The sequence below is a fragment of the Bradyrhizobium sp. 1 genome (genome assembly GCF_023073315.1).
Lineage (GTDB): Bacteria > Pseudomonadota > Alphaproteobacteria > Rhizobiales > Xanthobacteraceae > Bradyrhizobium.
Genome location: NZ_JADPJH010000018.1, coordinates 356,491 through 369,919, shown reverse-complemented (window position 1 = coordinate 369,919; position 13,429 = coordinate 356,491). Strand labels below are relative to the sequence as shown.

Below are 13,429 nucleotides of genomic sequence, written 5' to 3'. Positions count from 1 at the left end.
AGGGATTTTTTGTCGCGATCAAAGCGAAATGACGAGCCACTTGCCGAAGTGGCCGTCTAACTCACGTGAAGGATGAAGTCGCTGGCGTGGAGATTGCCTGCGACAGTGTTCTTCAGGAGGACCTTGTCGTGGTCGTCGAGAGTCAGCAGTGTATCGGCGCCTTGCTGCTCCGTGAGCGCGGTGACCTGCGTCCATGAGGAGATATCGGTGAACTGCCGCAGGTCAATCTTGTCGAGCCCGATCTCGAAATCGTTCACGGCGTGCTGGACCGTGTCCCGCGACGAAGTCGGCGCGAACACAAATTGATCGTTGCCGGCACCGCCGGTCAACGTGTCACTCGTCTCGCTGGCGAAGATGACATCCTTGCCCGCTGTTCCCGTCAGCGACACCGCACCTTCGCCGCCTTCGCTGAAGATGAAGTTGACGATATCCTTGCCGCCGTGACTGTCGGTCACGGTGAAGGTGATCATGTCATTGACCGGCGGCGTGCATCCGGGCGCGTAGATCACGCTGGCAATGTCCGAATTGACATCATCGAGCGAGAGACCGTCGTGCTGCGACGGGGAGACGCTGCTGCCATCGGCCGCGCCGGCGGTTACGGCGCTCAGGCTGTAGGTCTCGGTCGACGACCCCGAGACGGACAGGTCTGTCACCGTATCGCTATTGTCCCCATTATGGGTGTGGACGAAATGCGTAGTATCGATGACCGGCGATTGGTCCACGGAGAAGGACACCGTCGCGCTCGAAGTCTTGATGCCGTCGGAGATGGTGTAGGCAAAGCTGTCGGAACCGAAATAATCGGCCGCCGGCGTATAGGTGATGATGTTGCCGTTGAGCGAGACCGTGCCGCCATGGGCGCTTTGACCGGAGAGACCGCCGACGGACGTGACGGTGATGGGATTTCCGGCGGAATCGGTATCGTTCGCCAACAGTTGCGCCATGGTCAGTGTGGTCCCAACGTTCTCCTTGAACGCGACCTGACCGTCCTGGCCACCCCATTCCTCTATGAAGTACCGGCCGCCCGCGTCGCCTGGCGCATCATTCCAGCCACCGTTCGCGGCATCGTCGACACCTTCAATATGGACGTACTGCGTGCTCGACCATGAACCGCCGTTCGGCTCGTTACTATCGAGACGCCAATGCGTGTAGCCGAATGCCAAGCCCGACTCGGGACCGGTCAGCCAGGAGAAATGGGCCCCGCTACCGTCCGTATCGTCAGTGCTCCCGCCGCCAATCCAGGCGCGGTAGCCCGCGGAAAGTCCCTGGACGATATCCTGCTCGCCCTGGCCGGTGATGGTCGCCAGATAGGCTCCATCGGATTCGGCCTGCGCTTTCGCGTCGTCCCAACTCAGCTCGGTGGTTACGAGCCGGTAGTAGTGACCGTTCTCCGTGTCGAGCGTCCAGCCTGCATCGGTCGAAGGCGGCGTCGCGTTGTCCAGCGCATCGTCGTTCGCAACCAGCACATCCGGCGGAACCGTCACGTCGATGCTGACGGAAGCGGCCTGGTCGGACACCGGCGTGGTGCCGCCATGGCCGATGCCGGCGCTAGTGATATCGGCAGTGACCGGCGATGCCGCGGTCAACGCGCCGGCATAGCTGTTGTCGAGCGCATGGACGCCGAGCGAGCCGGGCGTGCCGCTGAAGCCGTTGGCTGGGACGAAGCGAACCAGGGTATCGGTGCTCAGCACGAGCGCATTGGTGTCGCTGACGCCGGCAATCTCGACCCACTGATCGGAGCCGGCGATTTCGTACTGCCAGACGCCCTGATCGGAGGTGGCACTGTCCCCAGTCACCGCGATGGCCGTGAAGCCCGCGTTGGCGTCGGCGTCGTGGAATTTGTTCGCGAAGAGATCGCTGATCGCAGCTCCGGTCGGATCGCTGGCGTTGCCGGCGACGGGGTCCAGCGTCGTGTTGTCGAGCGTCGGCGAATCGTTGCTGCCGGCGATGGTGACGGTGACGACGCCATTTCCGGTGCCGGTCGCCGCATGCCCGTCGTCAGGCACGATCGTGTATTGCAGCGACAGCGTCTGGCCGGCGGCGAGGAAGTCGAACGCCTGGCTTCCCGAATTGAACTCCCAGGTGAACTGGCCGTGGTCGGCCGTGCCGTTCAGGATGTCGCCGGACGGCACCGTGAAATAATGCAGCAGGTCCGCATTGGACAGCCCGGCGATATCGTCGGTCTGCAGGATGCCGTTGAGATGGACGGAGACGTGATCGAGCGCGACGCCGACGTGGTCCGTGGTATCGGCATCGGACAGCGTCAGCGTGCCGGTCTTGTCCAGCCCGGCATTGGCCTCGGGCAGCGTCGCGCCTGCGCTGTCGCCGCTTGCCGCCGTGACCGTCGGCGCGTCGTTGGCGCCGGTGACGTTCACGGTGAACACCGCCGTGCCGGTCGTGCCATGCGCGTCCTTGGTCTGGACGGTGAAAATATCCGTATAATTGCCTTCCGACAACGCGTTGATCGCGGCGGCGTCCGGAACGTAGTCGTAGGTGCCGTCGGAATTGACCGTCAGCGAGCCGTAGTGACCCGCAAGCGTGCTCACCGCCTGGTCATGCGCATCCAGCACGGCGTATGTCAGTCCCGCCGTTTCGCCGGTATCGGCGTCGGTCCCGACCAGCGTTCCGGTGAGATCGGCGAAACTGTCGGACGCGGCCGTATCGACCAGCGCGTCCGTGCTCACCGCAGCCAGCGTCGGTGCGTCGTTGGCGCCAGTGACGTTCACCGTGAACACCGCCGCGCCGGTCGCGCCATGCGCGTCCTTGGTCTGGACCGTGAAAATATCCGGATAATTGCCTTCCGACAGCGCGTTGACCGCCGCAGCGTCCGGAACGTAGTCGTAGCTGCCGTCGGAATTGACGGTCAGCGAGCCGTAGTGACCCGCAAGCGTGCTCACCGCCTGGTCGTGCGCGTCCAGCACGGCGTAAGTCAGTCCCGCCGTTTCGCCGCTATCGGCGTCGGTCCCGACCAGGGTCCCCGTGATATCGGCGAAGCTGTCGGACGCGGCCGTATCCACCAGCGGATCCGTGCTCACCGCCGCCAGCGTCGGCGCGTCGTTGGCGCCGGTGACGTTTACGGTTAACACCGCCGTGCCGGTCGCGCCGTGCGCGTCCGTGGTCTGGACGGTGAAAGTTTCCGTATAATTGCCTTCCGACAGTGCGTTGATCGCCGCAGCATCGGGAACGTAGTCGTAGGTGCCGTCGGAGTTGACGGTCAGCGAGCCGTAGTGACCCGCAAGCGTGCTCACCGCCTGGTCATGCGTATCCAGCACGGCATAATGCAGCGATGCCGTCTCGCCATGGTCGGCATCGGTGCCAACCAGCATTCCCGTGATATCCAAGAAGCTGTCGTTCGCGGCCGTATCCGCCAGCGGATCCGTGCTCACCCCGGCCAATGTCGGCGCGTCGTTCTTGCCGGTGATGGTGATCGTGACATCGGTCGTGGCGGTCTTGCCGTAATCGTCGGTCAGCGTGACGGTGGAGACGATCTTCGCGGTCTGGTCCTGACCGAGGAAATCCAGCTTGCCGTCGGCGATCGAATAGCTCCAGGTGACCGTGCCGTTGTTCAGGCCGGTCTGCGGCAGAAGCGTCAGCCCGTTCTTGAGCGCCGTGATCTCGCCGTTCGTGAGCGATGCGGTGAAGTCGGTGAGGTGATCGGCGCCGAGCGAGGTCACCGCCTGGCCGGTGATCTGCGCCGTCGGCAGGTCGGTCAGATCGATATCTGTGAAATTGGTCGCGCCGGTCGCGGGCGTTGACGCATCGAGCGTGACGAAGTCGCCGGTGGCGTCAGCCCGTTCCGAGACACTCGCGGCCAGCACTCCACCGTCGGTAAACGCCGGCGCGTCGTCATCGGCATGGATCGTGATCAGCGTATTGCCGGTGCCGTCATCCGTACCGGCAAAATGGGCGTGGCTATAATCGGCGCCGGTCAGCTTCAGGCTGATGGTATGGCCGTCGTCTCCAGTGACGGTCAGTACACCGCCGGTCGCGGCATCGGCATTGGCGACATAGACCGCGCTGGTGTGGAGGCCGAACTTGATGGTCGACAGGTCGATCGTGTCGGTCGCCGACAGCTCCCCGATCGAACCGCCAAAGGTCGAGGTGTCGATCTCGAGCGCGGCGCCGTCGCCGGCAAGATTGATCGTCTGCGTGACCGTGCCCTCGAGCTTCAAGAGCGCGCCGCTATCGACGGTGACCGAGCCCGTGCCCGTGAGTGAGCCGAACAGCACCAGGTCGCCGTCATGGACCTCGATGGTGCCGGCATTGGTGATGGTGCCGGAGATCGACGCGGTGCCCCAGCTATCGATATCCGCGTAATTGTCGATGCTCAGCCCGGTCCCGGAGATCGACGCGCCGTGCAGGTCGATCTCGCCATGGTTGATGATCGACGATGCATCGCCGAACACGCCGCTGCCGGAAACGGTCCAAGTCCCTGTCGCCCCGTTGTTGAACGTGGCGGTGGCAACCGAAATGTTGCCGTTGATATGGCCGGTATTGTTGATCGTAATCTCGCCGCCTGTCTCGACGATCGCGGAGGTCGTCGAGGCCACGTTCGCAGCGCCAGGCCCGATGGTGCCGGAATTGTCGATCGTCGCCGTGCCTGCGGCATTCTCCTGGATGGAGATCGCAGCAACACCGTCGGCGCCGATCACGGAGCCTGTGTTGGTGATGTGGGTCGAGCCGGTCGCAGCCGCATCGTCCTGGTCGACATTGATGCCGAACGAGGTCGTGCCGGCGATATGCCCGTTATTCGTGATGGTGACGCCGCCGGCGCCATGGGAGACGACATCGAGGCCGACCGCGCCGGAGACGCCGCCACCGATGGTCGCCGTGATGTCGCCTGCGCCGGTCGCGCCGTCGTGCAGCACGATACCGTTGCCGCTCTGGCCGGTGATGTCGCCAACGGTCGTCAGCGAGATGTCGCCAATGCCGTTCTGGGTGACGACGATGCCATTGGTCGCACCGGTCAGCGCGCCGGTCGGCGTCAGTACGATGTTGCCGTGGCTGCCGCTGCTCCCGCCCGAGGCGGTGAAGTCGAGCGCGTCGCCCTTCGAGGTCGTGATGTTGCCGGCCCCGGTCACGTTGAAGGTGCCGCCGGTCGACGCCGCACCCGTGACGGTGCCGCTAAAGTCATGGCTCGTCTTGTCGAGCTGGAGCGTATTGGTGCCGCCGGCGAAGGTGACGGTCTGCGCGTTCGCGCCGCCGAGCTCGAGCGTTGCCGTGTCGTCGATGACAAGCGTGCCTGCGCCGGCGATGCCGCCGGAAAGGTTCAGCGTGCCGGTCTGGACTTCGATGGTGCCGGTGTTGGTGACGCCGGCCGAGACCGAGTTGTTGCCGGAGACGCTGTAGAGATTGCCGGCATTGGTCAGGCTGCCGCCGTTGATCGAGGAGACGCCGGACAGGTACAGCTTCGACGTGGCGTCGACTGTGACCGCTCCGCCGCCATTGGTGATCGTGACACCAGCCAGCTTCAGCGTACCGTGGTTGATCGCCTTGATATCGGCCGTGTTGACGATCAGGTCTCCGGAGATGTCGAGCTCACCGCCATTCGCCTGGATCAGGTGGCTGTTTGTGATGGTGTGCTGGACCGCGGGATCGATCGTCAAAGTACCGCTGGTGACGGTGATCGTGCCGGTATTGGTGATGTTACCGTTGTTGATGGCGCTCGTGCCGATCGATTCCAGCGTGCCGGCGATAGTCACCGTGCCGCCGTCGATGGTTGCACCGTTGAGATCGAGCGTCGAGCCGCTCTCCACCGACACCGTGCCAACGGTATTGGTCACCGTCATCCCGATCAGCTTCAGCGTGCCGTTGTTGATCGCGGCCAGCGTGCCGGTGTTGGTGACGGCTTCACCGTTGATGTCGAGTTCGCCGCTCTTCGCCTGAAGCGTGCCGGCATTGGCGATGGTGGCGGAGGTCGTGGCGGCAAGCGTCAGCAAGCCGCCAAGGGCTTCGATCAGGCCGTTGTTGGTGATGCCCGCATTGGTGACCGTGGTCGTACCGGTCGAATCCAGCGTGCCAGAGACCGTGAGCGCACCGCCGGTCAGGCTGGCATCGTTCAGCGTCAGCTTCTTGCTCGTCTCGACATTGACAGCGCCGTGGTTGGCGATCGCGGTGCCCGCAACCGTCGCGTCGCCGAACGTCAACGCATAGCCGCTCTCCACCGTGACCGCGCCGTGATTCAGAGTCGCATTGCCGCCGATCTTGCTGTCGCCGGTGACGTCAATCGTGCCTCCGGTCCCGGCGCTGTAATTGTTGATGGTGCCGCCATCGATCTCGGTGCCGGACAGCGTCAGCGTCTTGCCATCGTCGATCTTGATGACGTGGCCGGTGTTGGTGACGACATCGTTGAGCAACGTCGCCGCGCCGGCGATCTCGAGCGTGCCGTTGTTGTTGACCGCGCCCTTCAATCCGCTGGCGCCCTGGATCGTGGCGCCGTCCTTGAGCTGGACAGTGCTGGCGATCGCGACACTGGACTTGTCGGTGATATCAGTGCCGGAGACGGTGACGCCGTCCAGCGTCAGCGCGGCGTCGGCGGTGATCGTGCTGATGCTGACCGTAGCCCCGCCGTCGATCTTGCTGGCGCCGGTGACGTCGATCGTGCCGGTGCCCTTGACGGCGCCGCCGCTGATCGTGGCGTGGTCCAGCCTCAGCGCAGCGTTGCCGTCGACGACGAGGTTGCCGGTCGAATTGTTGACGGTCGAGCCCTGATCGATAGTGAGCGCGCCATTGGTCAGCACCTCGATGGTGCCGGCATTTGTGACGGTCTCGCTGTCGAGCGCATTGCCCGTGCCGCTGACCTTGAGGCTGGCATTGTTCTTCAGGACGCCGCCGCTCAACACCGCGTTGCCGGCCAGGTCGATCTCGCCGTCGTCCGTCACCGTACCGGTGCCGCTGATCGTCGCACCGCTCACCGTCAACTTGCCGGTGATATCGACGGTGACGTTGCCGGTGTTGGTGACAACGGAGCCCTGATCGATCGTCAGCGCACCATTGGCCAGCACCTCGATCTTGCCGGTCGAGCTGTTGGTGACCGCTTCGTTGTCCAGCGCATTGCCGATGCCGCTGACCTTGAAGGCCGCGTTGTTTTTCAGCACGCCACCGTTCAGGACGGCGTTGCCGGTCAAGTCGATCTCGCCGTTGTCGGTGACGGTACCGGCGCCATTGATCGTGACGCCGTTCACCGTCAGCTTGCCGCTGGCATCGACCGTGACATTGCCGGCGTTGGTGACGTCGGAGCCCTGATCGATCGTCAGTGCGCCGTTGGCGAGCACCTCGATCGTGCCGGTCGAGCTGTTGGTAATCGTCTCGTTGTGCAACGCGTTGCCGGCGCCGCTGACCTTGAAGGCGGCGTTGTTGCTCAGCACGCCACCGTTCAGGACGGCGCTGCCGGTCAGGTCGATCTCGCCGTTGTCGGTGACGGTACCCGCCCCGCTGATCGTGGCGCCGTTCACCGTCAGCTTGCCGCTGGCATCGACGGTGACGTTGCCGAAATTGTCGACCGTCGAGCCCTGGTCGATCGTCAGCGCGCCGTCGGCGAGCACCTCGATCGCGCCGGTCGAGCTGTTGGTAATCGTCTCGTTATGCAACGCGTTGCCGGTACCGCTGACCTTGAACGCGGCGTTGTTTTTCAGCACGCCGCCGCTCAGGACGGCATTGCCGGTCAGGTCGATCTCGCCGTTGTCGGTGACCGTGCCGGCCCCGCTGATCGTGGCGCCGTTCACCGTCAGCTTGCTGCTGGCATCGACCGTGACATTGCCGATGTTGGTAACGACAGAGCCCTGGTCGATCGTCAGCACACCGTTCGTCAGAACCTCGATCGTGCCGGCGCTTGCGTTCGTGACCGTCTCGCCGTCCAGCGCATTGCCCGTGCCGCTGACCTCAATGCTCGCATTGTTCTTCAGGGTACCGCCGCTCAGCACGGCGTTCCCGGTCAGCTCGATCTCGCCGTCGCCGGTGACGGTACCCGCACCGCTGATGGTGGAGGCGTTGACGGTCAGCTTGCCGGTTGCATCGACCGTGACGTTGCCGGTGTTGGTGACGCTGGAACCATGGTCAATGGTCAGCCAGCCGTTCGCCAGCACCTTGATCGTGCCGCTGGAAGTGTTGGAGACGGTCTCGTGGGCGAACTCGGTCGCGCCCTTGACGTTGACCATGCCGGAATTGTTCAGCGCGCCGTTCTCGATCAGGCTGGTGCCGTCGAGCTCCAGCGTGCCCAGAATGGTGACGGTGCCACCGTCAACCATTGCGGTATCGACGATCAGGGTCGTGCTGGCATCGGCCTTCAGCGTGCCGCCGGCATTGTGGATCGTGGCGAGCGTCTTCAACGTGCCGCCCGACAGCTCGATCGTGCCGGAATTGGTGATCGCGGTGCCGCTGGCAAAATCACCGCCGCCGGCGAGCGTCAGATAGCCCGCATTGGTGAACACAGCCGTGTCCAGGATTTCGGCCTTGCCGCCGACGGACATCGTGCCGGTCGCGGCATTGATGAAGATCGAATCGGCGCCCATGTTGAGTGCGCCTGATATCGTCAGCGAACTCTGATTGATCACTTTCGGCGGCGGGCCGCCGAAATCGTTCATGGTGATCGACTTGGCATAAGCAGCCGCGTCGATCGTCACCGGATAGGACGGCGTCAGGCCGTGCAGCTGATCGGTGATGACGATGACGTCGTCATTGATGGTCGGGACCGTGCCGGTTTCCCAGTTGGCCGCGTCCTTCCAGAAGCCGCCGGAGGGCGCGCCGGCCTTGTCGGTCGCGATCCACACCACCGCGGGCGCGTCGGTGCCGGTGATCGTGACAGTGATGGTCTGCTGCGAAATCGCGCCTTGCGAGTCCTTGACCGTCACGGTGTAGACCAGCGTCAGCACCTCACCCTTCGGAATGAAGTCTGCGAGATAGACCGGCAGATCTGCCAGCGACCAGTTGATGGTGCCGGTACCAGTGCCCTTGCTGTCGGCGCCCGCCGCGATCGCGACCGACATCGCGCTCTGGAACAGCGCAAGCGGACCCGGCGGCACGGATCCGTCAGGCAGGGTCGCGCTCGTCAGCGCGACGGACACCGTGTGCGTGTCGGTGAGGTCGACATCCTTGAAAGTCAGCGTCCCCGACGTCGGCACGTCGCTGGTGAGCGGACCACCCGGCACGCTGGTGCCGCCTTCGAAGGTGATGGTCGGAACGCTGGTGGTGATCACCGGCTTGTCGTTGGTGCCCGTGATCGTGATCGTGATCGGGATGTACGTGGATTCAGGGTTGACCGCGAAATTGTTGTTGACGCGGATCATGTAAGTCAGCGTCAGCGTTTCACCGGCCGCGAGGAAGTCGAAAACGTGGTCAGGGATCGTGTAGGTCCAGACCGCCGAGCCGTTGTTGTTGTTGCCCGCTTCGGCGACGACGCTGATCTGGATCTGCGTCGCCGCGATGTCCTGCTTCTGGAGCGCGGTGAGCGAGCCGGTGACATCCTGGTGGCCGGCGCTCTGGTAGACGTAGTTCGGCGCGCCGGCAAGATTCACGCTCACCGTCGGCTGATCGCCCAAATTTTGGTCGACGAAGGTGATCCGTCCGGAGACCGTGTCGGAATCTACCGTGTCGCCGGTCGTGTCCGCGCGCTCGGTCAGCGCGAACGCCGAGATCACGTTGCCGTTGAGATCGAGGCTGCGGGAGTCGGGCGGGCCGGGAATGCGGGTGCTGGTCTGCGGGGGCGTGCCGGTCCCCGGCGATCCCGGCTGATTGAGATTCGTGAAGGTCGCGGTCGCGGTGGCACCGGTGTCCGTCTTGATGAAGACAATGTTGCCGTTCTGCGTGATCGTGTCGGTGAAGTTCGTGGTCAGCTTGGTGTTGGTGTTGTTGTCGGTGAACTTCAGCGTGAACACGTCGGTGATCAGCTTCTGAATGTCCGGCGACATCAGCGCATTGGTGATCGAGACGTTGCCGCCGCTGATCTGGATCATCTGGCCGGCCTGATTGACCGTCGCGATCGGCAGCAGCGTGACCTTGTCGAACAGGATGTAGGAGCCGGTCGTGCCGTTCGGCTCGACCAGCACCTGGAAGCTCACCTGCGGCTGCGGATCGCCGCCGCCGGCGGGAACGACGAAGTTGATCTGGTTCAACACCGCCGTGCCGCGGATGCCCATGGTGGCGACCGGCGTGTCGATCTTCATGTCGCCGTGCTTGGCGGTCTCGCCGGCGACGAAGGTGATGGTGCCCGCGACCAGGCTGAGCAGCGAGGAATTGTTCGACCCGTTGGGGTCGTAGACCATCTCGTTCAGCACCATCCGCGCGTTGGAGGACAGGCCGAACACGGTGCCGTCGATGAAGGTGATGCCCAGCGTCGAGTCGCCGCCGGTCGAGACCACGTCGCCCTTCTCGACATTGTCGCCGTTGTTCAGGATGACCGAGACGCCGTTGCGGACCGCGGTGGCGCTGCCGGAGAGCTTGGTGACGTGGCCGATGACTTGGGCCGCGGCGATGCCGCCAGCAGCCTGCGCATATTGGACATGGCCCGTGAGCGCATTGACGATATCGCCGGTGAGGTGGGCACCATCGGGCGAGGCGATCGCCGCGCGCTTGTCACCCCTGAAGTAATCGTGAACGACGAACTCGTGACCCTCATGGGACACCACGAGGTCGGCGCCGGCGCGCTTGTACTCGCCGTGAAAGATCAGGTTCGGGTCGGCAACAACGACCGCGCCTTCGGGCACGTGACCATGCGCTTTGGCGGTAAAGGAATCGACATGGACATCGGCGGGCGAGCGGGAACCCTGGCCGTCCAAGAAAATCGCGGCGTCAAATTGGCCAGCGTAATTCAACCGGGCACCGTAAAAAGGGTTAAAATCTAAGTAAGTATCGATCGCCTAAGCTTGCATAGCATTACCAAGTCCTTAGCGAAACCATCTATTGCTTGTGTGATTTCGCGTCACTCGGCTGCGAGAGGCCCTACCCGGCGGCGCCTTCACAGAGTAGCCAAAGTAATTTTTTGAATACAATAAAGTTGAATTCGGCTTACTTTCACGCATTTCCAGTCATCCCAAGTATTTATCGGCACGAGTCCGGCTACAGATACTTGTGTCATCTTTCCTTCGTGGTGCCCCGCAGCATCCTGCGGCAAATACGGAGTTAAATCTGTGAGCCAGCTAACAGAACCGGTGAAATAGCGGGTCGTTAGCCATAAGACGCAGATTGAGCGTTCCCACAACTTGTGCCTGCAATTGGTTCCATTTCGCGGCAGCCGGGCCCTTCCTAGCCGGCGAATCGTAAAATTTTACGCAATTTGGACAGTCCCGTTTCAGCCTGCCCCACGGTTTTGGGACCCCTGCCGGGCGCGTTAAGCAGAACAAAACGGCCCGGCTCGCACTATCTCGGCGAAAGCAACAAAGCCCGGCACGTCGAGGTCGAGCGGGACCTCGCGAAGCCGGAAAGGGGATGTCAGATGGAGACCGCTGCTCGCGCGCGCGCCTGGCGCGCAATCATTGTCCTGTGCGGATTGATCCTGCTTGGGTCGACCGCCGACCTTCGCGCCGGCACGCTGCTGTCGCCGGGTGCCGGCGTCCTCGTGCGCAAATCCGCCGAGCCGTTCGGCGTATTCGCCTTCGCCATCTCATCCGGCAGCCTCCAGCAGAAATGGTCGGCATTGAAGTCCAGGCTCGACGACGACATGGTGCAGCTCACGCTGTGCGACGGCGACCGGGATAATTGCGCGTCGCCCGCAGCGCTGAAACTGCTCGCCATCGTCGATCAGGCCCGCAGCCGAGACGGCCGCGCGAAGCTCGGCGAGACCAACCGCGCCATCAACCTTGCCATCCGGGCCGCCAATGACGGCATCGACGACGTCTGGAGCTCGCCGCTTGCGACCTTCGCGCGCGGGGCCGGCGACTGCGAAGACTATGCCATCGCCAAGCTGGCCGCGCTGCGGCTCGCGGGCGTTGCCAATGAGGATCTCCGCATCGTCGTGGTGCGCGACGTCAGGGCCGGCGAAGACCATGCGGTCGCTGCAGCGAAGCTCGACGGCCACTGGCTGATGCTCGACAACCGCCGTATGGCGATGGTCGAGGACGACGACGCGCGGAGCTACCAGCCGTTGTTCGTGCTCTATCAGTCCGCCGTGATGAAATATGTCGTCGAACCCGTGCGGTTCTCGATGGTCGCCGCCGATTGATCTGGTAGCCCGGATGAAGAACAGCGCAATCCGGGCTACGGGTCTCACATAGACATTCTCCACAAACCCATTCCACCCCGCGGTCCGGAACGCTAGCATGGCGCCTCCGATACGGGGGCGACTGGAATGCGGTTCATCGTGCTGACTACGCTTGCGCTGCTGGCGCTCCCGGCGACGCTTGCGTCCGCGCAATCCGGCCCGTCCGACCGCTCGATCGCCGACAGGCTGCCGCTGTTCGCCAAGAACAACTGCCAGCAGATCCGCGACCCCGGCAATCAACTGTTCTGCGGCGACGCCGAGCTTGCTGCCGCCGCCGAGAAGCTGAGCACGGCGATCGAGGCGCGGCTCGCCCGCCTGCCCGACCGCCTGCCGGCAATCGAGGAGAACGCAATCTGGACCCGCCAGCGTAATCTCGGCTGCGGCATCGTGGGCCAGACCGCGATCCGCCCCGACGATTTCGACCGGGTGAGGGCGTGCCTTCTCAAAGTCACCGAGGAGCGCGCCGCGATCCTGCGCGACCCGGATTTCGACTGTCTCGCGGCCAACACCGCGGCTGGCGCGGTGATCTGCGCGGACCCGTCGCTGGCGCTCAGCGAGACCGAGCTCAACGGCCAGGTGCTCGGCCTGATCGGCAAGCTCGACCCGACCGCGGCACGCTTTGCCTTCGCCGAATACGGTCGGTGGACGCGGGAGCGCGATCGCAAATGCAATCTCGTCGGCAAGGAGAACGTGCCGCTTGGGGAACTTGAATCCGCGGAAGATTGTCTCGGCGACTATCTGAAGCACAAGACCGGCGAAATCGCTGCCGCCAAGGGAGATCCGAAGAAAGTGTTCGGCCGGCAGGTCGCGGCCCGCTCACCCGACACCGACGCCGTCGACTTCTGCGCCGCGCGGATTCACGCGGCCAATTCCTGCGGCAATTTCCTCCGCATCAACCGCGTCTACGCGCTCGACAGCCAGGTGACCGACCAGGAGGCGCAGGTCACGGGCGAAATCGAGATGGTCGTGCTGGCGCCGTTCACCACCTGCAGCAAGGTCGCGTCGAACTGCACCGGCACCTGCTGGAATGCCAGTACGGGCCGTCCACAGCCCGGGACCGGCAACAGAGAGCGCTCCGGCGAGGCCTTCAATGTCACGCGCCGCCTGAGGATCCAGCGAACCTTTGCCTTCGTCAAAGCCGCCGACGGCTGGCGATGCCGGGAAGACGAACTGGCGCCGGTGAACTCGGGTACCGCAGGCGGGGGATCGTGAATTCTTCCTTCTCCCCTTGTGGGAGAA

3 protein-coding genes are annotated in these 13,429 nt (G+C 63.8%); 2 read left to right on the top strand and 1 reads right to left on the bottom strand.

The annotated features are described in order from the left end of the window. Positions 1 to 56 precede the first annotated feature (56 nt). Positions 57 to 10,769: a VCBS domain-containing protein gene (locus IVB29_RS14150; RefSeq protein WP_247503975.1), complete on the bottom strand. Its 10,713-nt coding sequence runs from the start codon at positions 10,767 to 10,769 to the stop codon at positions 57 to 59. Between the two features lie 656 nt (positions 10,770 to 11,425). On the opposite strand from IVB29_RS14150, the gene IVB29_RS14145 reads away from it, so the two are divergent. Both IVB29_RS14145 and IVB29_RS14140 read left to right on the top strand, forming a co-directional pair. Then, positions 11,426 to 12,151, top strand: a complete 726-nt coding sequence (locus IVB29_RS14145; RefSeq protein WP_247503974.1) for a transglutaminase-like cysteine peptidase — start codon at positions 11,426 to 11,428, stop codon at positions 12,149 to 12,151. Between the two features lie 126 nt (positions 12,152 to 12,277). Beyond that, positions 12,278 to 13,402 carry a hypothetical protein gene (locus IVB29_RS14140; RefSeq protein WP_247503973.1) on the top strand — a complete coding sequence of 375 codons (1,125 nt, stop codon included), beginning with the start codon at positions 12,278 to 12,280 and terminating at the stop codon, positions 13,400 to 13,402. Positions 13,403 to 13,429 lie beyond the last annotated feature (27 nt).

Bases quoted from the DNA above. Each gene is read 5' to 3' on its own strand.
- IVB29_RS14145 (WP_247503974.1), top strand. From the start codon at position 11,426: ATGGAGACCGCTGCTCGCGCGCGCGCCTGGCGCGCAATCATTGTCCTG.
- IVB29_RS14140 (WP_247503973.1), top strand. From the start codon at position 12,278: ATGCGGTTCATCGTGCTGACTACGCTTGCGCTGCTGGCGCTCCCGGCG.